17 protein-coding genes and 1 CRISPR repeat array (1 of these 18 cut by a window edge) are annotated in these 26,199 nt (G+C 41.6%); of the genes, 13 read left to right on the top strand and 4 right to left on the bottom strand.

The features are described from left to right. Positions 1–17: 17 nt before the first annotated feature. Positions 18–1,304 carry a valine--pyruvate transaminase gene (locus ACEW80_RS14735; RefSeq protein ID WP_373527304.1) on the bottom strand — a complete coding sequence of 429 codons (1,287 nt, stop codon included), beginning with the start codon at positions 1,302–1,304 and terminating at the stop codon, positions 18–20. A gap of 281 nt (positions 1,305–1,585) precedes the next feature. Here ACEW80_RS14735 and ACEW80_RS14730 point away from each other — a divergent pair, with 281 nt between their 5' ends. From ACEW80_RS14730 to ACEW80_RS14705, 6 genes are all read left to right on the top strand, one after another. Beyond that, positions 1,586–2,695 (top strand): S-(hydroxymethyl)glutathione dehydrogenase/class III alcohol dehydrogenase, encoded by a 1,110-nt coding sequence (locus tag ACEW80_RS14730; protein WP_373527346.1) that lies wholly within the window; start codon positions 1,586–1,588, stop codon positions 2,693–2,695. A 483-nt stretch (positions 2,696–3,178) separates the two neighbouring features. Then, positions 3,179–3,676 carry a DUF29 domain-containing protein gene (locus ACEW80_RS14725; RefSeq protein ID WP_373527303.1) on the top strand — a complete coding sequence of 166 codons (498 nt, stop codon included), beginning with the start codon at positions 3,179–3,181 and terminating at the stop codon, positions 3,674–3,676. A 73-nt stretch (positions 3,677–3,749) separates the two neighbouring features. Then, the gene (locus tag ACEW80_RS14720; RefSeq protein WP_373527302.1) at positions 3,750–4,337 is read left to right on the top strand and encodes a Uma2 family endonuclease; all 588 of its coding nucleotides are present in this window, start codon (positions 3,750–3,752) and stop codon (positions 4,335–4,337) included. A 778-nt stretch (positions 4,338–5,115) separates the two neighbouring features. Further along, complete coding sequence (locus ACEW80_RS14715; RefSeq protein WP_373527301.1) at positions 5,116–5,454, top strand: hypothetical protein; 339 nt, start codon at positions 5,116–5,118, stop codon at positions 5,452–5,454. A gap of 321 nt (positions 5,455–5,775) precedes the next feature. Beyond that, positions 5,776–8,235, top strand: a complete 2,460-nt coding sequence (locus ACEW80_RS14710; RefSeq protein ID WP_373527300.1) for a filamentous hemagglutinin N-terminal domain-containing protein — start codon at positions 5,776–5,778, stop codon at positions 8,233–8,235. Positions 8,236–8,338: 103 nt separating this feature from the next. Beyond that, positions 8,339–9,127 (top strand): Rpn family recombination-promoting nuclease/putative transposase, encoded by a 789-nt coding sequence (locus ACEW80_RS14705; RefSeq protein WP_373527299.1) that lies wholly within the window; start codon positions 8,339–8,341, stop codon positions 9,125–9,127. A 74-nt stretch (positions 9,128–9,201) separates the two neighbouring features. Here ACEW80_RS14705 and ACEW80_RS14700 read toward each other — a convergent pair whose 3' ends face one another. Further along, on the bottom strand, positions 9,202–14,892 hold the full coding sequence (locus ACEW80_RS14700) for a translocation/assembly module TamB domain-containing protein (protein WP_373527298.1): 5,691 nt from the start codon (positions 14,890–14,892) through the stop codon (positions 9,202–9,204). A 265-nt stretch (positions 14,893–15,157) separates the two neighbouring features. Here ACEW80_RS14700 and ACEW80_RS14695 point away from each other — a divergent pair, with 265 nt between their 5' ends. The 5 genes from ACEW80_RS14695 to ACEW80_RS14675 all read left to right on the top strand — a co-directional run bounded on the left by ACEW80_RS14695 (position 15,158) and on the right by ACEW80_RS14675 (position 19,627). Next, positions 15,158–15,604: a DUF3110 domain-containing protein gene (locus tag ACEW80_RS14695; protein WP_373527297.1), complete on the top strand. Its 447-nt coding sequence runs from the start codon at positions 15,158–15,160 to the stop codon at positions 15,602–15,604. A gap of 70 nt (positions 15,605–15,674) precedes the next feature. After that, positions 15,675–16,601 (top strand): N-acetylmuramic acid 6-phosphate etherase, encoded by a 927-nt coding sequence (murQ, locus tag ACEW80_RS14690; RefSeq protein ID WP_373527296.1) that lies wholly within the window; start codon positions 15,675–15,677, stop codon positions 16,599–16,601. Between the two features lie 534 nt (positions 16,602–17,135). Beyond that, on the top strand, positions 17,136–17,882 hold the full coding sequence (locus tag ACEW80_RS14685) for a Crp/Fnr family transcriptional regulator (protein ID WP_373527295.1): 747 nt from the start codon (positions 17,136–17,138) through the stop codon (positions 17,880–17,882). A 407-nt stretch (positions 17,883–18,289) separates the two neighbouring features. Beyond that, positions 18,290–18,700 (top strand): response regulator, encoded by a 411-nt coding sequence (locus ACEW80_RS14680; protein WP_373527294.1) that lies wholly within the window; start codon positions 18,290–18,292, stop codon positions 18,698–18,700. Between the two features lie 258 nt (positions 18,701–18,958). Then, positions 18,959–19,627: a peptidoglycan-binding protein gene (locus ACEW80_RS14675; protein ID WP_373527293.1), complete on the top strand. Its 669-nt coding sequence runs from the start codon at positions 18,959–18,961 to the stop codon at positions 19,625–19,627. 115 nt (positions 19,628–19,742) lie between these two features. Here the strand turns inward: ACEW80_RS14675 and wecB are convergent, their stop codons facing one another. Next, a complete protein-coding gene (wecB, locus tag ACEW80_RS14670) occupies positions 19,743–20,873 on the bottom strand; it encodes a non-hydrolyzing UDP-N-acetylglucosamine 2-epimerase (RefSeq protein ID WP_373527292.1) in 1,131 nt (376 codons plus the stop codon). Positions 20,874–21,210: 337 nt separating this feature from the next. Continuing rightward, entirely contained in the window at positions 21,211–21,585 is a 375-nt protein-coding gene (locus ACEW80_RS14665) for a hypothetical protein (RefSeq protein ID WP_373527291.1), read from the bottom strand. Between the two features lie 555 nt (positions 21,586–22,140). On the opposite strand from ACEW80_RS14665, the gene ACEW80_RS14660 reads away from it, so the two are divergent. Continuing rightward, positions 22,141–23,415 (top strand): type IV pilus twitching motility protein PilT, encoded by a 1,275-nt coding sequence (locus ACEW80_RS14660; RefSeq protein ID WP_373527290.1) that lies wholly within the window; start codon positions 22,141–22,143, stop codon positions 23,413–23,415. A 234-nt stretch (positions 23,416–23,649) separates the two neighbouring features. Then, positions 23,650–24,417 (top strand): circadian clock KaiB family protein, encoded by a 768-nt coding sequence (locus ACEW80_RS14655; protein WP_373527289.1) that lies wholly within the window; start codon positions 23,650–23,652, stop codon positions 24,415–24,417. Positions 24,418–24,767: 350 nt separating this feature from the next. Next, positions 24,768–26,199: direct repeats of the CRISPR family, unit length 37 nt; unit sequence ATTGCAATCAACCAAAATCCCTATTAGGGATTGAAAC; it runs 695 nt beyond the window's last position.

Genomic DNA, 26,199 nt, shown 5'->3' with positions numbered 1-26,199 from the left:
TCAGCACTCCCCAGTCACTACTCAGCACTCACTACGGCACGTTGATAAGCTTCTTCAGCTACTTTTGCTAAACGTTTCATAGCAGTGGCAATCTCCTCATCGCTACCTGTAAGACTGATGCGGAAGCATTGATGCTTGTGCGCCCACTCTTCCTCTAAACCAGGGAAGAAGGTATTTCCAGGTACAATAATTACACCTACTTGCTTTAGTCGCTGGTAAAATTCCCAGTCACTGATGGGTAAATCCTCTAACCACAGCCAAGCAAAAATTGCTCCTTCACCGCGATGTAGAAACCAAGGTAAATTCTTGGGCATCGCTTGTTCTAAGTTGGTTTCTAAAACGGCAAACTTATTTCGGTAAAAGGGACGAATGACAGTTTTAGAAATTTCCACTAAAGCACCAGAATTAATTGCAAGGGCAGTGATCGCTTGGCCGTAACGTGAAGAATGGAGACTTATATTTGCCTGGAAGCACTCTAGCACTTCAATCCACTTTTCATCCCCAATAGCAATACCAATCCTTTCTCCTGGTAATCCGGCTTTCGATAAACTCATGCAGTGGAGGATATTATCACCAAACACTGGTGTCATGTCGGTAAAGTTCAATGCTGGGAAGGGAAGTCCATAAGCCGAGTCAATTAACACGGGCACATTGTAAGGTGCAGCCAGAGCAGCAATCTTTTTCACCTCATCATCGGTGAGGACGTTACCAGTGGGATTACAGGGGCGAGAGAAGATCACACAACCTGTATTTTCTGTAATCGACACTTGGCTGAAGTCGGGGCGATATTTAAATCGGTGGGCAGCTACATCAATATCGAGAGTTGGTTTGTAGGCGATTAAAGCTTTTGGAACTAAGCAGATACCGCCGTAACCTGTATAGTCAGGACTGAGGGGCAAAACGATTTGTTTTAACTTGCCGCTGGAAGTGTAGCCACCGAAGGTATTTGCAGCGTAGAAGTAAAGAGTTTGACTACCGGGAGTAATGAGAATATTACGTTCGGTTAAGTTTAACCCGTAGCGTTTGTTAAAATCATTAGCGATCGCTTCAACTAACGGTGCATAGCCCTGACTTGAACCGTAGCGGCAAACTACCTCACCATATTCAGAGCTAGCTAAAAGCTGTGCAGTACAATCCCGCCACAACTGCTCTACCTCTGGCAAAATCAACGGATTACCAGCACTCAAATTAATAAACTGCTGCCCTGCACCCGCTCGTAATGTTTCGATAATATCCTTCATGATTGCTCTTACGCCAGTCAGGTTAGACATTTGAGCGCCAATTTGTGTTAGGGCAGGGTTCATAAGCTGTGACAAAATTTATTAATTGAGGATGGACAAATTATCTGGGAATTGCTGCTGACATCAAGTTTACATCGTTGCCAAAACAGCTATTGCCGCCTTTAACTAATTTAGCTAGAGAATAATACTTTAACAAAGTATATTTATTGTTATGGCGGCGATCGTGCTTAGTAAATACGATGAAGTGATACAAAAGTGTATCATGCGCTCAATATATTTAAGTGAAACAATCCCCTGCTTTAGCATTGGGGAGAACATTAAAAAACTATACAGGAGATCTGACATTGCAAGTTAAAGCAGCAGTAGCTTATAGTGCAGGTAAGCCGTTGACTATTGAAACCGTTCAACTATCAGCACCGCAAGCTGGGGAAGTGTTAGTTGAGGTTAAGGCCACCGGAGTTTGCCATACTGATGCCTTTACCCTATCTGGTGAAGATCCCGAAGGTTTGTTTCCGGCAATTTTGGGACATGTAGGTGCTGGTGTGGTAGTAGAGGTAGGTGCTGGTGTCCCCAGTCTCAAACCAGGGGCTCAGGTGATTCCTCTGTACACTCCCGAATGCCGTCAGTGCGAATATTGTTTGAGTTTCAAAACTAATCTTTGTCAAGCTATTCGCTTAACTCAAGCACGCGGTGTCATGCCTAATGGCAGCAGTCGCTTTAGTATCGATGGGCAAATGATTCATCATTACATGGGTACATCCACCTTTGCTAACTATACGGTGCTGCCGGAAATCGCCCTGGCAAAAATTCGAGAAGACGCGCCATTTGATAAGGTTTGTTACATTGGCTGTGGTGTCACTACTGGTATTGGTGCAGTTATCAATACTGCCAAGGTAGAACCGGGAGCAAATGTCGTAGTTTTTGGCTTGGGTGGTATTGGCTTAAATGTCATCCAAGCAGCGCGGATGGTAGGGGCGAATATGATTGTCGGGGTAGATATTAATCCCAGCAAACGTGCTTTGGCAGAAAAGTTTGGCATGACACACTTTGTTAATCCTCAAGAAGTAGAGGGTGATTTAGTTCCCTATCTAGTTGATTTAACAAAAGGCGGTGCTGATTATAGTTTTGAATGTATCGGTAATGTCAAACTTATGCGTCAAGCATTAGAATGCTGCCACAAAGGTTGGGGTGTTAGTGTAATTATTGGTGTTGCTGCTGCTGGGCAGGAAATCAGTACTCGTCCTTTTCAATTAGTAACTGGGCGTGTTTGGAAAGGTTCAGCATTTGGTGGTGCTAAAGGACGTACAGATGTGCCGAAAATTGTTGATTGGTACATGGAAGGTAAGATAAACATTGATGATTTGATTACCCATGTGATGCCCATTGAGCAAATTAATCATGCTTTTGAATTAATGCACAAAGGCGAATCAATTCGCAGTGTAGTAACTTTTTAGCATTTCTAGTCGGAGCCTGGGAACGAGAGAATCTAATTCCAGTCCACTAAATCGGATATTTTATTGTCAAGGATATTTGCTGATTACTTGATCAAAATACTTAAATGCTTTCACCAAATGGCATTTGACTTACTCAAAATGCCATTCGACTTACTCATTTTGGTGTTTTACGTAAGCAAAACGTTATTTGACTTACTCAAAATGCCATTCGACTTACTCATTTTGGTGTTTTTTGTAAGCAAAACGTCATTCGACTTATTCAAAATGCCATTCGACTTACTCATTTCAGTGTTTTCCGCAAGCAAAATGGCATTCGACTTACTCTTTGGGCATATCACGCACTCATTTTAGTGTAAATAGGTGGGCGTGAATAATTAAAGGACTGCTGATCAAGTATTCAATAAGTCAACTTAAGCTTAAATTGAGACGCATGACATCTGTGCGCTCTAGAATTAAGGAAAGTTCACTAGGTTTGAACCCACTATGCAAACACCACAAACCAGACAAACAGAGGGAAACCTAATGCCAAACTTCTATGAAGCAGACTTCTACAGTTGGACTCAAGAACAAGCTAACCTACTGCGTCATCACCAATGGAATCAGCTTGATTTGCCAAATTTAATTGAGGAAATTGAATCTTTGGGAAGAAAGGAACGCCAAGAATTGAGAAATCGTCTTAGTATATTAATTGGACATTTGCTCAAGTGGGAATATCAAGTAAAGCAACGAAGTCGTAGTTGGTTAGCGACAACTAGAGTACAACGACGGGAGATTCTCAAGTTGCTAAGTGAAAATCCTAGTCTGAAACCTTACCTTGAAGAAGCACTCCAGGAATCATATCAAAACGCTAAGGATTTAGCATCGGGAGAAACAAATCTGCCACTCTCAACTTTTCCCAAACAATGCTTGTATCCTTTTGAGGAAATTCTGAGCGATCGCTTTTATCCAGGTGAGCCTGCAACAGATGATTTAATGGAATAATGTAAATGTCCTTAATAACGGCTGCTTGTTTATTCATAACGCACCCATTACCTTATTTTGTGAGTTAATTAATATGGTTTTACAAACAGAAAAGCGCAACTATACTCCACAAGAATATCTGGAATTAGAAGACAATGCTGAATATAAAAATGAATACAGAGACGGAGAAATTATACAGATGACAGGGGGAACAACTAACCACAACAAAATTGCACTTAATTTTTGTAGAAAATTTCCTCTGACAGTGCAAGAACAAGATTATGACATATATATAGGCGATGTTAAATTATCAATACCTCGTTATCATATTTATACTTATCCTGATGTGATGGTCATCAAAGGTAAGCCTATTTATGAGGGAATAGGTACAACAATTATTACTAATCCCTTGTTAATTGTTGAAGTATTATCAAATTCAACTAAAAATTATGACAAAACAGATAAGTTTAAATATTATCGTTCTCTTGCTGATTTCCAGGAATATATTATGATTGACCAGTATAGTTTTAGTGTAGAACAATTTGCAAAACAAGCAGAAGGGCAATGGATATTTAAAGAATACGAAGGTGAAGAGGCAGTTTTAATTCTGAATTCTATCGACTTTCAAATTGCCTTGCGAGAAATTTATGAGCGGGTTAATTTTGAGTTAATTGAGGAATAAAACAACAAACAAAATTTTAACATCTAATGCGATCGCAAAGTCAAAGCAATACTTGCACACTTACCACTAGAGCGGTATGGACTTCTTTGGTTAACACCGTTAAGTTGTTGTCCAATACCGAAACTTAGAAAAATACTGAGTAAAAACCCGATAAGTTAATGTGATTTGCGTCATGAACGTAGATAGAAGACGCAATTCGTTCATGTACCTTAACCTTGGATACCCTATAGTCTACAACTAAACGCCGCTATTTAACAAGAATTACTTTATACAAGCGATCGCCCTTTATATTTAATTCAACTGTAGGAAGCTACGCATAGCGTTCCGCAGCAAAGGTGTCGCGGATTCTATCATCCTCAACACCGACACAAAAAACATATTTGATTTTATGGCGGGATGAGAAAGATGAAACGGTTAATGGTAAAGTTTTAGCCTGTGGCCTTATCCAAACCCTAACCAGAGTGTCAGAGTTGAGGAGGTATCAATTACTCAATCTTCTTGCATGATCAACGGTCAGTAGCCAGATTCATCAGTGCTTTAAGGAAATCCAACAGAAATATATGAAGTTTTGTTACACAATGCGTAATTATTACTAGCCAAGATGATGTCATAATTATGGGAGTTCGCAAGAGCTTTAGAAACCTAATGCTTTCGTGCCACACCAGACTATGTATCTTTGATTCCTTTGTTACCAAAGTGTACTAATTGAAGCCAGGTTAATTTAGTACATCACAAGATAAATTCACACATTTACCAGTCTGCAAGGAGAGCAAAACTCATGGATTCTCAAACAGTACAGTCAATAGTTATAGATTCTCAAACATTACAGCAATTAGAAGACGAGATTAAGAACGAATTGAGTAACATACTGAATAACTCTAACTTCGGCGAATTACTCAAAAAATACGGCATATCAGGGCAAAATATTTTAAAAGTTCAGTGCTTACTCGATTTAACTAAAATTGAAGTTAGTGATACTGATGATAATCAGCAAACCAAGAATTTTTTACAAACAATTAATAAAGAACAAAAACCAACAGTTAAAACACTTTCTATGAGTGGTTTTTGTAAACCTTGCCCAGTACCTGGCTATCCTAGTGGCTGCTGGGTAGGTTAGATATAACTAAATTCACATCTAGTGATGTTGGTGAAGGTAAGTAAGACAAAGAATTTTCATAACTAATTTTGCAACAGGAAACAATGCTAGTGGAATTGTGATACTGAAAACCTTGCTTGCTACCTTCGTATATTCAAGATTTGTAGTGCTAAGTAATATAACTGCTCCTGCTAACAATAGCTTCTTTAGTGAGTATGAAAATGGTAATTTATTCACTTATTAGCTAGGCTCTATAGTTCACGTTGGATTCTCATTGTTTTTAATAATTAATTAAGCAGTATTTCAGTATTAAATCATTATTTATAGGGTGCAAATTTTGTTATGGCTCAAAACAGCAGTGTTTGGTGCTGGCAGTTAAGTTTAATGAGTTCTTTAGCAATTACTGGAACACTCGCCTTATCTGAGTATTGTGCCTTCGCACAGGTTAAAGAGGATGTTACTCTCGGAGCTAATAGTTCAATAGTTACACCTACGCTGATTAATGGTCAACCTACTGACCAGATCGATGGTGGGGCAATTCGTGGTACAAACTTGTTTCACAGTTTTGAACAGTTTTCTGTTCTCACTGGCAGTACAGCCTACTTTAACAATGCGGCAAATATTGAGAATGTCATCACTCGTGTAACGGGCAAGTCTATTTCTAATATTGATGGCATACTTCGAGCTAACGGTAGAGCCAACCTCTTTCTAATTAATCCCAACGGGATTGTTTTTGGCCCCAATGCTTCTTTAAACATCAATGGTTCATTCGTAGCAAGTACGGCGAGTAGTCTGAACTTTGCCGATGATACTAAATTTAGCGCCACAGCTTCCCAAACTACACCCCTTCTTACAGTTAGTGTTCCCGTTGGTTTACAATTTGGAGCTACACCAGGAACCATCCGCAATCAATCCCAAGCAAGTCCAGGTGGCGCAATTAATGCCTTGGGAGAGCCTGTTGGTTTACAGGTGCAGCAAGGTAAAACATTGGCACTTGTAGGCGGCGATCTTGTGCTGGAGGGAGGAAATTTAACAGCAAAGGGAGGACGAATAGAGCTAGGAAGTGTTGCTCTTAATAGTCTTGTTCAAATGAAGCAAACAGACCAAGGTTGGGACTTGGGATACGAAAGTGTAAAGAATTTTCAGGACATCCAACTAATTTCGCGAGATGAAATCCCTTCTTATGTAAATGTCAGTGGCGAGAGTGGAAGTAATATTGTGGTGCAAGGCAGGCGCGTTCTCATAACTGGTTCTTCACAGATTTTGGCTAATAGCCTGAGCGCGCAACTAGCAGCAAATTTGACGGTTACTGCTTCAGATGTTGTAGAACTAATTGGCCCTGGTAATCCTTTAACGGTTGGGACTTTTGCTGGAGGAGGCGATGGAAACTTAACCATCAACACTAGGAAGTTAATTGTCAGCAATGGAGCACAAGTGTTGCTTGATACTTCTATCTCCGATTCAGTGGGACAATTAACCGTGAACGCCTCAGATTCTGTGGAACTAATCGGTGGTTTGTCCATTCCAGCCTCCTCTTTTTTCCCAGATGGTAGTTTTATACGTAGTGGATTATTTAGCGCAACTTATGATGTTGGAAATGCTGGTAACATCACGATTAATACTCGGAGGTTAAGTATCCAGGAAGGGGCAGAGGTGTCAACAAGGTCTGACGGACAATTAATATTTGCTGATAACCAATTTAAACCTGCTACGGGACAAGGAGGGAATTTGACTGTGAACGCCTCCGAGTCTATAGAATTAATTGGAACCTCACCAGATGGTACTAAGCTCAGTAATTTGTCTGCTTCAACTAAAGGTTCTGGATCTGCTGGAAATGTAGATATCACAACAAGACTATTAATTATCCGCAATGGAGCTGCAATAAATGTGAGCAGTGAAGCTCAAGAGGGTGTAGCCAATTTAGGGAAAGCAGGTGATCTCAATATCACCACTCGCTCCATCCTGCTCGACAAAGGAACACTCACATCTAACAGTGAATCAGGACAGGGCGGAAATATTTCGCTCAACGTGCAAGACTTATTACTGATGCGCCGTAACAGCCAAATATCTACTGACGCCGGCGGTAATGGAGATGGCGGTAATATCACCATCAACGCACCTTATGGTTTTATCGTTGCTTCTCCTTTAGGAAATAGCGATATCACCGCCAATGCCAACTCTGGCTCTGGTGGTAAAATTATAATCACTACTAAAAAGATATTTGGATTTCTGCAACGCACAGCGGCAGATGTACAGAGGCTTGATCCAACAGGTGAAATTCACCCGAATAACCTGCAAACAAATGACATTACGGCATTTTCTCGGCAAAACCCTTCATTAAGTGACGTAATACAAATCAACTCACCAGATGTTGACCCCAGTAAAGGATTAGTAGAATTGCCCGTAAATCTGGTTGATGCTTCGCAGCAAATTGTTGCTGGTTGTAATTCTGATGGAAAAATAGGAAGGGGTTCATTTATTGCTACTGGCCGTGGAGGAATAGTATCCGATCCCACGGAGCCATTGATAGCTGATGATGCGGTGCTGGCAGATTGGATTACTCTGGAACCAGAGAGTGAGAATAATGCTGACGGTGTTGAGAACAGAGTGGTTACTCAGGAGCAGCAAAATACAGAAGAAAAATTACAGAAAGTTAATTACATCAATGAACCTACTCAAATTGTAGAAGCCCAAGGGTGGGTTATAGATGCCAATGGGAACGTGGTTCTGGTTGCTCAAGTACCGACTGCAATGCCCCATAAATCCTCAATTACCACTGCATCTTGCACTGTTAATAATTAGACGTGAGTTTGACAAACCTCTCCTTCTTAGCTCAAAGAGGGGTAGGCGTAGCCAGCCGTAGGCATCGCCTTGCTACAAAACCCTCATTTGATATCCAGAGTGCATGAAAACAGACACGATTTTTTACACTTTATTCCAAACTCTCCCAGGTGTCTTATTTGAACTTTTAGAGCAATCCCAAGCCCTGGCGTTGCACTACCAATTTACCTCAGTAGAAATCAAAGAACTAGCACGTCGCATTGATGGTTTATTCTTACCTAAACCTGACTTTCCAGAAGACACAATCTATTTTGTTGAGGTACAGTTTCAGCGCGATGATGATATTTACTGGCGAATAATAACAGAAACTTTTTTGTATATAAATCAATATAAACCTCAACGTCGTTGGCAAGCAGTATTACTTTTTGCTCAACGCAGTCTCGACCCAGGTGTACCATTCATTTATCAAACATCATTAGCTCAACAGCAAATTCGTACAATTTATTTAGACGAGTTAGACAATGTACCATCATCTTCGATTGGGCTAGGCGTGATTAAGCTAGTAGTTGCAGCAGAAGATAAAGCAGTACAGCAAGCGAAAAACTTGATAAATCAAGTACAACAAACGGATGAAGCTAACCGTAGCAATCTCTTAGAATTAGTAGAGAGAATGCTTATCTATAAATTTGTAAACAAAACTCAGCAGGAGTTGGAAGCGATGTTTGGATTAACAGATTGGAGACAAACTAAATTTTACCAGGAAGTAAAGGAAGAAACAAAGCTGGAAACTTTACCCCGTCTGCTTAAGTTTGGTTTAAGTATAGAGCAAATCGCCGAAGCATTAGAATTGGATGTTAAACAGGTACGACAAGCTATTGAGAAGCAAGGAGAAGAAGGAACAGGAAGTAAATAAATTTGGGATAATGGTAAAGCGATGCCTAAATTGCTCTGCATCTACGCACTTTCAGCACCTCAATTATTTTTTATTTAAAACCGCGTTTGATACTCCACTACTGCACGACTGTCATCGGTTAAATTAGTGGAAGCACGCACACGAAATTCGTCGTTTATCCGGTAGTTAATACCCCATTGGAAAGGGTCATTTGTTGTTAATATTTTGATACTAGAAACAGATATTTTGGACGAAATATCAACCCCAGCCTCTGCTGCTAATTCCAAAGTTGAATTGCTTCTTCCCGCTCTGGGATTCTCAGAAATAACTGTAGGAAATATTCGCAATTCACTTAAGCCAAAGGTACTCCCAATCAGGTTAAAAGCTGACTGAAAATTGTTTAACACAGCTGAACCTGCGATGTTAATCAGACCCAAAGTACTGTCGCCACGTCCTTGGGTGTCTACAAACCCACCTCCTAAAAGAGCAACAATTTCGGTTTGACTACGTGACGGACTGCTTGTTAGTTCTAGATTTTCATTTAGTTTGCTGGCGAGACCGTTGATAGTAGCTTCGACTCGCACACTCTCTAAGGCTGATAAACCCGTGGTATTTATCCGGCTGAAGTCATTACTTTGAGTTACGTCTACCACCTTGGCAAACAGCCGAATATCTAAGTCGGGGTCGCGGGGTTGAGAAGGACTAAACGTTGCGGTGTGTGTATAGCCACGAGCAAGGTTAAATTGAGTAGTAAATAAATTAACCCCACCTTTTTCTAAGCGAATAGTGCCATCGGGTATGGGCTGATTGATTGAGCCGTTAACTATAAGATTACCAGTTGCGCGGAAACTGAGAATAGGGGGACGGGTAATTTTGACGTTTTTGCCTAGTTCTAAATTTAGTTTATTAAATCTGGCACTTGTATTTCCCACCCCATTCCCAATTTCAGATTTGCTCTGCTTATTGACTTTTGTCGGTGATACACCAACACTACTATTTGCAGATGTAGTGGCATCGGTAGATTCTGCTAGCAATACCTGACCATCAAATAAATTTACTTTACCGCCAATTATGGGGCTAAGGGCAGAACCAGTAATCTGCAAATTACCGCTAGCGCCTCCTTGATAAAGTCCCTTGAGATTCAACGCTAGTTGGTCAAGGTTAACGGTCAGGGGATTGTTGATAGTTGCGTTCTGATTGTCGAAAATGGGAATTTCTCCAGCAGCTTCTACCTTCCCACGGCTAAATCTACCCTGAAGATTCTCTACTAATATACGATCAAAATTAAACAGCACTTTACCTGTGACATCTCTAAGCTTACCTGGCAAAGCCTGGGCTGAAAAAGTAGCATTATTAATAGTAGCAATTCCATCTACTTCAGGTTTTTGCAATGTTCCGCGTACCTTGAGGTCTACTTCTCCTTCCCCTTTCTCAAATACTATCTGGTTAGTTAATGCGTTTAACAGTCCCAATCCTTCATTTTCCAACTTCATATCCAAACTGATTTGCTCACTGTCTGATGCCACGGAAGCAAAAGGCAATTTATAAGGTATGCTGCCAGTAATATCAACAGGTTTTGGACTACCAATTGCTAGAGTACTACCAAAGTTTAAGCGCCCGTTGGCATAGCTGAAACTCGCCGTCGCTGACTCTATTGCCTTCTGATTCAGTGACCCTTGTATGATTTCCAATTCGCCTCTAGCTTGGGGATTAGCAATGCTCCCTGCTAAGGCTGCTGTAGCGTTAAGATTACCTGTGATTCCAATTGGCAGTTTGACAAAATTATTCAGTACTTGTACCGGAAAATTATTCACTCGTAGCTGACCAGACTGTTCTTCACCGCCAACGTTACCCGTGAAGGCAATCAGCCTGTTTTTAGACTCGATTCGTAAAGGTCGCAAACTTAAAACACCGTTTTGAAAGTTACCTTCGGCAATCACGTTTTCGGCAGTATAAAAACGACTTTTTTCTTCCTTTCTACCCCAGGCAAGGTTTTGTGCATTCAAATTAAATTCCACTGACAATCCATTGGCTCTAGCTGTATCTACAGCGACTTCCCCGTTAAAAGTCCCCTTTAAGTCTGCCAAATCCGGTATTGGAGTGGAATCAAGGCGCTGTTGTTCCTGTTCTGCTACCAGGGCTTCGATTTCAGAAAATCGTTGGATTTGAGTTAATAAGGGCTGATTTAACGACCCTTGGGGGTTGGTGGTTAGATCCGCTGCTGTGCCGTAAATTTCTGGTGAACCACCTGGCAAATTTTGTAAATCAAATATCTGCGTTACAGTTAGAACATCTTGGATCTCTCCCTGGTTGACGTTCAGTTTACCTTGTAGTTGAGGGACTTTAGAGGTTTGATCAAAAGTACCAACAAAGGCGTAGCTACTTTTGCCTTTGACAAATTCACTACTGACGAGTGTGGCTTTACCGTTACCGTAGCGGAATTGAGCAGCTAAACGATCGCCTTTAACCCGGCCAATTTGCGGTTCGGCGATCGCTAAATTACCTGTTGCTGCCAATGTCTGCTGATTAAAGAGCAAATCCCCAGTTAACAATCCAGCGATCTTACCAGTACCTAAACGAGTAATTGGTGGCGGAGTCAAATTCAATATTTGCAAGGGGAAATTTGCGACTTTGAGCGTCCAATCATTTCCTTGAGCATTACCTGTGGCTAATGCTTGCTGCCATTTTACTAAGAAGGATTTGGGGCGATTATTGGCATCTAAATTGAAAGTCAATTTATCGCTATTACCCGCCAAGTTCAAATTTAAACCGCGTCCCTGTGCTGACTCGATATTTCCAGTTAACAACGGCTCAAAAGCAATATCTTGAACAACAAAATCTCGTAAGTTGATTTGCCCTACTACATTTGGTAAGGGCAACTTACCAGTGATTTGACCATTAAAATCTAGTCTCCCCGCCACAGCAACCTGATTAGGAAGATTGATCGGTAACTGTTTTAGGTTGTAATTCTGTGCCTGGACGTTGAGATTTAGGGCAGTAATTTCCGGTATACCAGCCTTTTTTGCATTGGCTAATATGTTACCAGTAACATTTAAACCGGGAGCAGTTGCTCGCTCAATAGTCAGTCTTTCACCACTCCAAGCGATCGCAGCTGTCAGGGGTTGTTCAAGACCAGGGATACCTTGAGATAACTGCACCTGTCCAGCAGCACGCACATCAGCTAACTTGGATGATCCTAGACTGCCAGCTAATTGCAACTGACCGCCAAATTGACCACGCAATTGCTGATTTAAGCGATTTAATTCCACACCGTCAGCATTAACTACAGCTTGATAGCGACCATTGGACAATTGGATATTAGAGGCTGCGATCGCCCCACCGAGAATATCCAGCCGTCCCTGACCACTGGCTTGGATAGTTTGCGGTTGGAAGGATTCAACAGAACCCGCTACATTGAACTGACCATTTAACGCCCCTTGAAACTGCTTTGGTACTGCTACCAACTGCTGCAACGGGACATTATTTACTTGAAGTTGCGTTTGATATAGACCATTAGTCACTTGAATATTAGAGGCGGCGATGGCACCACCCGCAACATTTATTAGTGCCTGACCGCTAGCTTGAATAGTTTGCGGCTGGAAGGACTCAACAGAACCCGCTACGTTGAACTGACCATTTAACGTTCCTTGGAACTGCTTTGGTACTGTTGCCAACTGCTGTACAGACACATTCTTAGCCTGAACTTGCGCCTGATATAGACCATTAGCCACTTGAATATTAGAGGCGGCGATTGCACCCGCACCAATAGCAAGGCGACCCTCACCACTGCCACTGAGGGTTTTGAGACTGAAATTATCTCTGTTGCCTGTTATTTGGAATGTACCCGCCAATGGATTATTGAAAACTGGGAGAGACTCTTGCAATATCCGCCCCAGTCGCACATTATTAGCTACAAGTTGAGCAGAAAAGCTTTGGTCTTGCAGTTGAATATTAGACACTGCAACTGTGCCGCCAGCAATTTCAACTCCTGCGCCATCAGTGCGAATCGTGGCAATTTTAAATGGTGCTGTGCTACCTGAGAGGATCAGACGACCATTAAACTGTACCCCAGCCAAAGAGACATTTTCTAGTTGACTTTTATCTACAAATGGTTCTAATTTTACCTCAGAGGCAACAGCCACAGATTGCCAACGCTCATTGGCATAACTACCAGTTGCTCGTACCGTACCACCACTGACATTCAAAGCTACATTACGGAAAGAAACAGTACGATCGCTAGCGATCGCAACTTCACCAGTTCCGGGGTAAGTTCCGTTAGGAGCTTGGAATTGTACCACAGTTTGGACATTAGTAGCAACGCCTGTTAGTTGGGCTGTACCTGAGACATTGCCGATTTGGAAATTGGGTGTTGTTTCGTAAACTTTGGCGATCGCATCCCCTGGAACATTCTGGGCAGCAAAATTTAAATCTAGTTGGGGGATGATACTGAGTTCAATTGTGCCAGCGCCAGTGATTTCACCACCAGCTTTGGCTTTACCTTGAATATCTTTCAGGGTAAGTAAAGAAGAAGAAGAAGAAGAAGAAGAAGAAGCATCAGTAGTAAGCTCAAACTTACCACTGATGTTGTTAAAATCAACTTTATCAATCCGGGCAGTTTGGAGCGTGGTAACTGTGCCTGAGAGAATTGGCTGGGTATTTGATCCAGTAAGCTGCAAATCTGCTCGTACTTGTCCAGCGATCGGTACAGGTAGTTTTACTTTGAGAGTCTCTTGGGCATTAACCAAACTCACCGAATTTACACGCCCCGCCAACTTAAAGCCAGCGAGAGTGTCAATGATTCCCGTAACCACTACAGGAATTTTGCCGTAATTGGTAGTAGCATTATTTAACCGCAATTCCGTTCCCTGGAAGTAGAGGTTTCCTTCGCTATTGGTCAACAGTTGCGGAACTTTCGGAATTTTAACCGTTACGCCTTGCACAGTAGCGTTGCCAAACAATAAAGTCTGCTGTTTTGGTATCAACCGAATTAATAAATCGCCATTGGCTCGACCCGCTTGTAAGTTCACTGGTAACTTGATCAACCGAGAAATATCCTCAGCTAGCAAATCTTGCGATCGCACCTGAAAGTTACCTGCTAGAACCTTAGAAAGTGTCTCTCCCTGAATAGAAATATTGCCACCACTGTCTGCTTGACCTCCGATATCAAACCTGATCAACCGTTCGTTGGCTAAGAGTTGGGCAGTTCCGTTGACTTGAGAAAATGTGACGGGGGATGAGGAGGATGTTGCTTCCCCGGCTCTCTTTTGCGGCATCAACGCCAGCTTGGCATTGCGAAACCGCAGTTTGTCCAAATCGGTTTTAATGGCGCTGCCTTTACCTGACGGCGCTATTTTAGTGGAAACCCAGCGCACTGGGTCATCCTGTTCAATGTAAATATCTGGGTTGACTAAGGTGACATCTAGCTTTAACTGGCGACTAAAGATGAGGTTTAACAGGTCAAAACCCACCTCCACAGTTTCGACTGCGACCCGATCTGAATCTGTGGGTGTAGCTGGGATAGCTGAAGCCCCAAACTGCACTCCCGTCAACGAAAATTGTGTGACTTTTCCGAGTTGTACTGGACGGTTGAGTGTAGTCGTGAGACTTTTTTGTGCCAACGGTGTTAACTCTGTTTGAACAAAAGTCCATAACCGCCAAATACCAACGACAACTCCTAACAGCAAAAGTCCGCCCAAGGCAATGCTACCCCGACTCAACACCAGCAACCACGGACGCTTGCTGATCGGGTAAGGAGAGTGGTGATCTTGATTGGGAGATTTAGTCATTTGCTTTCACTTTATTAATCGCCGGATGTCGCTGGCACGCACAAGCATTAACTGGCACATAGATTCAGTATGCCATTTCCAGGATACGCCAACTAAACCGAAGACATCATTAGTTGAGTTACGGTATTTGCTTAATCCAACACTTATGCTTAATAATATTGGCGTTTTCAGGAAAATCTGATCTGAATAGAGTGAAAATTCTTACTGTGACTTTCCCTGGGGCACAAACTAGAACTTTAATATGAATAGACCTTAAAAAAGACAGATGATTACACCAATGCGTGTTTTTGTATTAGTTTTTAACGCTCGAACGGAAAATGAGGGGATTCACACGATTCGAGAGGGCGATGCCTACGGCGGCAAGCTACGCAATAAAATTCTGATGTTCGAGTCAGAAGACGATGCCACGCGCTTTGCCCTGATGTTGGAAGCTCAAGATTTCCCCGCACCTACACCAGAACCATTCGATGCAGAGGAAATCAAGGAATTTTGCGAAAGTGCTGGATATGAATGGGAAATCATCCCGGAAAACAGCAATTTAGTTGTCACTCCCCCAGAACTTAACGTGGAAGAAACCGACTGGCAAGCAGACGCTAAGAAGGAGGATACTGTTGAAGACACCTTCCCTTTCAATCAACAGCCGCTAGAAGAACCAGAATTGTCTGATTCTGAACTAGAGAAGATTCGTCGCAAATTGGAAGGATTGTTGTAATTAATCATTAGTCATTAGCCATTGGTCAATGAAAAATGACAGAGGACAAAAGAAAAATGACAGAGGACAAATGACAAATTTGCAGGAACGCGGACATCTTTTAACTGAGATGGTAAATCCTAACAGTCTTAACTTAGACCAGCTTAGTTCTCTGGAATTGGTAGAGCTGTTTAATAGTGAAGACCAAAAGGCAGTTGCAGCGGTTGCAGCAGCGAAAATTCAGTTGGCACAAGCAATTGATCGCATCGCAGAGCGTCTGCGCCACGGAGGACGCTTATTTTATATTGGTGCGGGTACAAGTGGTCGGTTAGGAGTGTTAGATGCTGCTGAATGTCCACCTACTTTTTGTACGCCCCCAGAGTTAGTACAGGGGATTATTGCTGGTGGTGCGGGTGCGCTGGTACGCAGTTCTGAAGATTTAGAAGATAGCATCGAAGAGGGCGAGGCGGCGATCGCTGGGCGACACATTACCCAACTAGATGTCGTAGTCGGCATTACTGCGGGTGGTACAACACCATTTGTCCACGGTGCGCTCCATGCTGCTCGTCAGCGGGGAGCCACTACTATTTTTATCGCCTGTGTTCCGGCTGAACAAGTTAGCTTTGATGCCGATATTGACATTCGCCTATTGACAGGGCCAGAAATAGTTGCCGGATCAACTCGCCTGAAAGCTGGTACAGCTACGAAGTTAGCTTTAAATATCCTTTCAACTGGGGTGATGGTAAAGCTAGGCAAAGTCTATGGCAATCGAATGGTGGATGTGGCGGTAACAAATCAAAAGTTACGCGATCGCGCTATGGGAATTTTGCAAGACCTCACTAGTTTAAATCGGGAAGCTGCTGGTTTTTTATTAGAACGTAGTGGTAAGTGGGTTAAATTAGCGTTATTGATGCACTGGACTGGTTTGGAAAAAGCCGAGGGCAATCAGCTTCTTTCAGAACACCAAGGTAATCTTAGAGCAGCTGTTGTCAACTATCAAAATCACAAGCAACCTTGAAGAAACTTTCTTAAATAAATACTCTATATAGGTTGTGTTAGGCGCATATTTTGAGATAATTTTTCACGAGAAATATCAGGATAAGCGCCTAACGTCCCTACTTAATATTTACTTTATTAATGCTCCCTTAAATAAGAAATGCTTTAGCAACTTATCCTAACTTTTTTGATTTCCAACTAGATTTATTTGCTCGTAGGAAATACTTTATAAGTATGTTACATTATAGATGTAACTATAAAAGCATCAATTTTTTATTGGCAAATTTGTTACGCAGCAGGCAAAGCGATCGCACACATCTATTTTATTAATCAGGCAATGGTTTCTATCGCGCTGGTGTAATTGAAGCAGATAGCACCCTGAGCCAAGCCGCAGTGATCAGCTACTAATGTAGTCAGATTAACATCCTGATTAGATTGTCCTCAAACATCTTTAGCGAATACACCTTTTGAGATTCGGATCAGATCCTTAAATCCTTTCCTTATATCCTGAGTTGGCTTTTCTAAAGTCACCTACCTCTAAGGAGAGTGACTTTTAATGTCATCAGATAAAAACCTCTTTCAGCCGCCAGCAAATAAGCTGCTTGCAGCTCTACCAGCCAACGATTATAAGCGTCTTGTTCCCCACCTGAAACTGGTTCAGCTCCCAGTTAACCAAGTCATTTACAAAGCAACTGAACCCATCACACACATCTATTTTCCTGATCAGGGAATGGTTTCTATAGTCAACACTATGGAAGATGGCTCGACAGTGGAAGTTGGTATAGTGAGCAATGAAGGCATGGTGGGTATCCCAGTAATTTTAGGAGACGGCATCACAATCACAACAGCGTTTGTACAGGTTTCGGGTACTGCCTTGCAGATAGATGCAGATGTACTTAAAGCCGAATTGAATCGGGGTGGAGCTATTCAAACCCTACTGCTGCGCTACGTACAAGCTGTATATGCTGAACTGGCGCAAGGAGCTGCCTGTAACCGCCTGCATACATTAGAAGAACGGCTAGCTCGCTGGCTGCTCACAGTCTCTGAACGTCTAGAATCAGAGGATTTTCTACTTACGCAAGAATTTATCTCACAGATGCTAGGTGTACGTCGCTCTGGCGTTACAGTGGCGGCTAGCACCTTAAGTCGAGCCGGAATGATCAGCTACCAACGTGGTCATATTAAGATCCTGAATCGAGAAGATTTGGAAGCAACTTCCTGCGAATGTTATCGAGTTATACAAAATGAATTTACTCGCTTACTGGGCTTTTTGCCCAGTAAGCGATCCGATAAATTTTTTTGATATGCAAATGCATCAAGTACGAAATGTAGAGGCAATTCATGAATTGCCCCTACGGTAAATCAAGGCTTTCACTGCATTTTTGCGTAAGTCCTGTTTGAGTTACAGCAGTCTCCAAGTAAATGAAGTACAGATTAGCATCGTGGATCGAAAGGTTTTGGAAATAACCTCCTGTGAGTGTTATGGGAATTAATACGAGGCGAATTTGCTCGGTTGCTAAGAAAGTGATCAGCGCGCGATCGCGGATAAATATTTGAAGCTCTTATGTCCGAAACCGGACAGACGCTTGCTAGCTAGTACCTTTATTCTTTGGTAAATGGTACATTTTTATGCAATTTACAAACTAACTAAGTCTGTTTTAATGCAATTGCTATTCTTCTAAGTATTTGAGCTAGACGGTGGTGAGAATAATGTCTAATGAATCAATGTCTTTTAAAGGTCTGCGATTACTTGTTGTCGATGATGACCTTGATACGAGAACGCTACTTACCTTCCTGTTTGAATTAGACGGAGCAGAAATTCTCACAGCTGCTTCGGCAGCCGAGGCTCTAGAAATAATCTCATTTTTTAAACCAGACATCCTCATCAGTGACATTTGCTTACCAGATGAAGACGGCTACTCATTGCTCGTGAAGATCAGAAATATAGAAGCAAAACGAGGCAGAAAGATTCCAGCTATTGCTCTAACGGCATCTGCTTACGACGAAGACCGTAAACGTGCATCATTAGCGGGTTATGATATATATCGATGCAAGCCGATAGACTTAGACGAGTTAGCTTCTGTGGTTGCTAGTTTAGCTGGACTGGAACAATACGTTTGACATATTTGGGTGCAACAAAGGGCAAGCCAGAAAGCTTTAACTAAATTTTATTTTGAGAATGGGTAGACGCTATTAGCAGCTTGTCGCCAGACATGGCATTTTCTCAGCAATCTTTTGAATAATTTTATTTTTTCTTAATTTTGCTACCAGTAAAAATCTTTTAAAGTGCAGTGATATAAAATATACTAAGAATAAATACAGAGAACGACTAAGTTATTCTCTGTGAGCACCCATTTTTTCATATATCAGGAGCGCATTATGGAATATCTTGCTTATTCCCATATGTTTATTGCCCAAGAAGAGGCATCTGCAAACACTAAATATCATCCCCCTAAATCTCAATTCAAAGGGGAAAAACCTTTTAAAGCTTCTGACATCGTTATTACTCAAGAAGAGACATCTAGAATCACCAAATCTAAATTCAATTGGAAAAAACTTCTTAAATCTTCAGCTTGGTTAGCTTTAGCTGGGGTTGGTGTATTACTTGTTGCTGTTACCCAAATTCAAATGAGTTCGGCTGCATATGTAAAGACTAACGGCAGTTGTTTACGTATCCGTACAGGCCCAAGCACTAGCTATTCATATGTGGACTGTGTACCAAATGGCGCAACACTTCCAGCGATTGAAAGGTATGAAAACGGTTTTGCTAGGCTTTCTACGGGTAGATACATTTTTGCCCGATGGATTGGTGATAAACCTAACAATCCTCTTATGGCTAGACCTGGTGGTGTTGGCGGTTCGGTGATTCTTAACCCTGGTTCTAGAGGTCAGCTGGTGAGAGATGTTCAAACAGTTTTAGGCAATCTCAGAGTTGATGGAGTTTACGGTCAAGAAACTGTTAGCCGAGTCCGAAGCTTTCAGGCAAGTAGAGGTCTACTTGTAGATGGTGTCGTGGGACCCCAAACTCGAGCAGCTTTGGGTATTTAGCCAGAAGCTACTCTTTGAAAATCTCCTTTTCAAGTTCTATCTGTTTTCTTGTGGGATGGAGAGAAGTCAGAAGTTGAGGAACTTAGATGGTTGCGCCTTCCCCTACTCTAAGTTCCTAAGTTGATGTTTTTGACGAAAGACTCAAGTAATTTTGCACAATCTCCAAGATGCGCTCTGCTGCATGACCATCTCCAAAGGGATTAATCGCATTTGCCATTGCTTCATAAGCAGCTTGATTACTGAGTAACTCACTAGCGGCTGCAAAAATATTCTTACTTACAGTTCCCACAAGTTTAGCTGTACCTGCTGCAACCGCCTCTGGTCTTTCTGTGGTGTCTCTCAAAACCAGTACTGGTTTTCCCAAACTGGGGGCTTCTTCCTGCAAACCACCAGAGTCAGTGAGCAAAAGATGCGATCGCCCAATTGCTCCCACCAGTTCGCCATAATCTAAAGGTTCTGTCAAGAAAATTCGGGGATGATTCCCTAAAAGCTCCTGCAACGGAACTCGCACTGTCGGATTGCGGTGTAATGGTAGCAGCAAAGCTGTATCAGGAAACTTATCTAAAATTTCTAAAAAGCTCTGAGCGATCGCTAACAGAGGTTCTCCCCAATTCTCCCGGCGATGAACTGTTGCTAACAAAACACGATATGATTCCCAGTCTAAGCCTGGTATATTGCAGACTGTTTGGGTTGCAGCTACATTCAATAGCGCATCAATTACCGTGTTACCTGTCATGTGAATTTCACCCAAAACACCAGAACGGTGCAAATTTTCTACAGCCCAAGGAGTTGGCGCAAAGTGCAACTGAGTAATTTGAGAAATTAACCGCCGATTAGCTTCTTCTGGGTAAGGATTGAATATATCATCAGTTCTTAACCCTGCTTCTACGTGACCGACAGGGATTTTTTGATAAAAAGCTGCCAAAGCTGCGGCAAAAGCCGTGGTAGTGTCTCCCTGCACCAGCACTAAATCAGGCTTTTTTTCTTGAAATAATGCTTCTAACCCTTGTAAACTGCGGCAGGTAATATCATTTAGAGATTGTTGAGCCTGCATAATTTCTAAGTTATAATCTGCCTTGATATTGAACAGTTGCATAACTTGTTCAACCATCTCCCGATGCTGTCCAGTTAGAATTACTTGCAACTCAAAATCTGAAAACTTTTGGAAGACCTGAATCACCGGAGCTAGTTTAATCGCTTCAGGACGAGTACCCAAGATAATACAAACCCGCTTTTGATTAGTCATTAGTCAATGGTTAAGGGTGAATAGTTAATGGTAAATCATCACAGAAACCACAAACATAAAAGCATAAATTACACAAAATATCAAAAAACCCGGCTTAACCGGGCAGATACACTCTCAATACTTTTTGGGTTTTGGGGGAAAGGGTTTGAATTTACCTTTTCCCTTTTCCCAGGACAAAAGAGAGATTATTAGGCGAAGTCCGAAAGTATTGGATGCACTCTTTGTCCAATTCACCTGTAATCATTACACTTTAATTTCACAAATAAAATCTCAAAGAGCATGAAAAAACCCGGCTTAACCGGGCAGACACACTGTTTGTCGAATTCAACTGTAAGAACTACATTTTAATTTCACAAGTTAAAGGACAAGCAGCGTAAACACTAGTCTGCGTTTGGTCTGCCTCTCCATGCAACCAATTTAACCATCTGACTTCCTGAGGATGAATTCCTTTAATAGTCAATACACCCGCAGCAAATACAACAGCCATGACATTAAACATTATTAAAGCGCCTGCTACAACCAAAACAGCACTAACAGGCATCACAGATTGCAAAACAATTGACAGTAGGCATCCGACTGTAGCCATCAAAAAGACTAGTGGAAAACCAACAACTAGCAAGCATACTGCCAATGTGAAAGTCCAGATTAAAAAGCTTTTAATCATTAATAAGGAGTACGTCTTTCCTAGATTAGAGCTTTGAGCAGAAACCATGACATTTTCCTCCCAAGATACACAACAAGTTTTAATTTTCAGTTATATCTCGTTTTTGCGAGCAAACTGAATCATTTATTGATCTTTAGTATATAAAAACTAATGGGAAAAATGAGCATTTATTTACTAAAGTTTACAGTTAATTTTTTGTAATTATGAATATAAAGTCAGGTTTATGTGTATTCAAAAAACTCGTTTTCTGCATCTACCTTCAGATATATAAACTAAAATACATCAGCTTTTAACCTTGATCCCCTGAACATTGCCCCGATTCAATTTAACATTTCTTATAAAACTACTAAATTTTTCTCATAATCTATAAATAGGCTGAATAAATGAACTGCTAGTGTTTGTGCTGTTAATTGCTAGCAATTCCTATTGATGCGTGGAATAAATTTCTTATTTAAGAGTTAGGATACTTACGACAAAATAAATGCGTTAAATACTACTTAACAGAAGTAAGGGTATTTACTGGGATGTTTTGAGGCATTGTGTGTGTTAAACCAGGTTAGATAGATTAAAAAACTTCTTTTTAACTACCAAATTTGAAGATATATGACAGAATCACAGTCTCCATTAAAGTCTAACTCTGCTGCTGGACATAACCTACCACCAATGCCGCCACCACCGCCAACGTTTAATACGCAGCGGCAGATGACACAAACAATGGATATGTCAATGGATAGAGGCACCAACGCGCCTGTTGCAGGTCATCGTCCGGGAACTCCACCGCCACTACCTAGTGCACTCAGCTCTAAAAACAGCATTCCGCAACTCACTTTAGCGAAGTTAATCAGGGAAGCTTACGATCAGGGATATTCTGACCTTCACCTGGGTGTAGGTGAAGTGCCCCGCTTCCGTAGCCGAGGAGAAATTCAATCAACGGATTATCCAGAAACCGATAAAGAAACTTTAATGAATTGGTTGCGGGAGGTGATGAGTGAGGCAGAAATTCAACGTTTTGAAGAAAACTTAGAATTTGACGGAGCAACTCAGTACGACTTTGCTCGTGTGCGGATCAACGTTTTTGGCTCCCTTAAAGGGGCAGCAATGGTGTTGCGGTTGATTCCGCTGAAAATATTAACTATGGAACAGTTAAACTTACCCCCAGTTTTTCGGGATATTTGCCATAACCACAAAGGTTTAATTTTGGTGACTGGTCCGACTGGTTCTGGTAAGTCCACGACAATGGCAGCGATGGTTGACTACATCAATAAGGAGATGGCCAAGCATATCATCACCATTGAAGACCCGATAGAATTTGTCCACCAAAGCCGCAAGTCTCTGGTCAAACAGCGAGAAGTGGGAATGCATACCCGGAAATTTGATAACGCTTTGAAAGCAGCTTTGCGAGAAGACCCAGATTTGATTCTGGTAGGGGAAATGCGGGATAAAGAAACAGTCAACACCGCCTTAAAAGCCGCTCAGACTGGTCACTTAGTTATGGGAACCTTGCACACCAATAGCGCTGTCAAAACCATTGAGCGGATTCTCAACCTCTACTCTGGTGAAGAACAGGATGCCATGCGGGTGGCAGTTTCTGAGTCTTTAGTGGCAGTAATTGCCCAAGGCTTATGCCGCACAACTGACGGTAAGCGGGCTGCTTTCCACGATGTGCTGATTAACACTGAAGCTATCAAAGAATGGATTAAAGACGGTAAGTATGATGAAATTGGCGAGTTGATGAAACAAGCCGGTTTTGACGGCATGATTACGATGAATCAGTCGCTGCTCAATCTCTATCAAGAGGGTCGCATTACTGAAGAAACTGCTTTGGAAATGTCCCCAACTCCTAACGAAATGGCGCAGTTTCTCCGAGGTCGAGTTTAAGATTGGGGGCTGGGGATTAAGGACTGTCTCGTTCTCAGTTGGAGACTGGGAATGCTTATTATGAGGCTGTACTTCCAGTTCTAGGGCAGAGCTGCAATCAAGAGCATTTCTAGTCAGAGAGTGGAAACGAGATTTACGAGATTTTTAATGGGTTTCCAATTTTTTAGCTGATCCTAGTTGCGGTTATAGCTAAGGTAAAAAGAGAATTCTTTACTTTTTAGCTCCTCAACCTGCGTGACTAACTTGACGACAAACAAACTATCTAGACCCCAGTTATTTAAAGGCATTGCGCTATTTACACCTGGAGGAGATTTAATTTACTGCATCGACCCTAGTAAGCAAGGTCGATGGCATTTACATTTGTGTTCTGCTTTGCAGGAAATCCTCGATTTACCAGAAACACCACATTTTTTAGTGCCTTGTTATACTGCAACTATTGACCACTGGTTAGATCCACGCACTCAAGAGGTGCAAACTTTTGCTGAGGCTTATCCGGCTGTAATTAGACATCAAGCTTTGCTGAATGCAATTTTTGGCACAGAGGAGTTAGTATGGCAAGCAGCTCTTTGGCAAGAGGGGTTGTGCGATCGCATGGTGTTAACAACTTATCGCTCCTTATTCCCGCAGCTTTGGGAGGATCACGATTTAATTGTCCGCTTAGACCTTTCTGAACCTATGCCAAAATACCATCAGCCTGTAATAGTCCAAAAAGAGCAAGTAACAACGCAAGGCTATGTCCTCCGCTTGTTTGTTGCCGGACATAGCGGCACTACCGAACGCATTCTCCAGAATTTACACGAGTTGTTAGAGCGATCGCTGGGACATCCTTATACTCTGAAGGTAATTGATGTTTTAACTCATCCAGAACAAGCTGAAATTAATCAGGTTTCTGCTACTCCTACCCTTGTCAAAGTTTGGCCTCACCCAATTCGGCGAATCGTTGGAGAGTTGGATCATGTAGAAAAGATTTTACAGATGTTAGCTATTAAGGAAAAATCCTAAATATTATCACAATATCATCATGTTGGGAGGGCAAAGGTATGGATTGACCCAGGCGATCGCCTTTAAGTCAACTAAACTTATTGATAATGAGCAGCTTTGCGATTAGACTAATTTCCTTGTCGAATGCGCGGATGGGTAGGTGTTTGTGGGAGGGTAACTACAAAAATGGCTGAATTGCCCTGTATACAAGAGTTTGACAGCAGTAACATCTTTAAATCATCCGCGCACCTTGTATAGTCTAGCTTTCAGCGATTTGCATCTAGTAAAATCACAAATCCTGTGTTATGATTTTTCCATCCGCGCAACAGAACCTTGAAAACCAAATAAGGCACAGCTTTCAGACGCCAGCGATTGCAATCAACCAAAATCCCTATTAGGGATTGAAACAAATACGCCAGTCCATCCACTTCCGTTGTTGAAGATTGCAATCAACCAAAATCCCTATTAGGGATTGAAACGATCAGTGGGCTAACCGTAAGTTTTCTGAGATAACATTGCAATCAACCAAAATCCCTATTAGGGATTGAAACATTAGAACTTCAAAATCAGAAACTCAAAAACCAAAATTGCAATCAACCAAAATCCCTATTAGGGATTGAAACAAATAATCTAGGTGGTAGTGTACGCCTAGCTTGCATTGCAATCAACCAAAATCCCTATTAGGGATTGAAACAACTACATTTCAGACCGAAAGCACCGGGGTATCATTGCAATCAACCAAAATCCCTATTAGGGATTGAAACATGACTAAAACACAAGACGCATTGGCATCTCAATCATATTGCAATCAACCAAAATCCCTATTAGGGATTGAAACAAAAAAGCTATCCCTGCATATATTGACCAGTTCAGACGCAATTGCAATCAACCAAAATCCCTATTAGGGATTGAAACAAAAAAATACTGGGGGACAATGTGGAACGCATACGAAATTGCAATCAACCAAAATCCCTATTAGGGATTGAAACTTCGCTTAATAGTGCTATCAACATCTAGTCCCGCATTGCAATCAACCAAAATCCCTATTAGGGATTGAAACGTACTCTACCGTAATGACTGGACGAATCCCCGCTATTGCAATCAACCAAAATCCCTATTAGGGATTGAAACAGATATTCCTCAACTTCCTAAAGAATGGCAAACACTATTATTGCAATCAACCAAAATCCCTATTAGGGATTGAAACACAGACGCGATCGTTGCATTCGCCGAATACAGAATAGGATTGCAATCAACCAAAATCCCTATTAGGGATTGAAACTTTTATAATAGCGTTTCTCAGCCAACTGTTAGATTGCAATCAACCAAAATCCCTATTAGGGATTGAAACCTCAGTAATCCCACATTTTCAGATTATTACAATATTGCAATCAACCAAAATCCCTATTAGGGATTGAAACGTATTGGATACGCCACAAGGGGAAACTTATCGGATATTGCAATCAACCAAAATCCCTATTAGGGATTGAAACCAGTGACTAATGATTTAAGAATGATACTTCCTTCGATTGCAATCAACCAAAATCCCTATTAGGGATTGAAACCTAACGATAATCCTGGATGATTTTGGTGGATTCTGATTGCAATCAACCAAAATCCCTATTAGGGATTGAAACGTTGAATCTGTAGCTATAGAAATACGCTTACTACCAAATTGCAATCAACCAAAATCCCTATTAGGGATTGAAACATTATGATGGCACTCGTTATATTCCCAAAGGTGTATTGCAATCAACCAAAATCCCTATTAGGGATTGAAACGACTGGATAAGCTTTGACGGC

The organism is Nostoc sp., assembly GCF_041747015.1.
GTDB lineage: Bacteria > Cyanobacteriota > Cyanobacteriia > Cyanobacteriales > Nostocaceae > Nostoc.
Note: the sequence above shows the minus strand (reverse complement) of the source record. Positions and strands in the feature narration are given on the sequence as shown.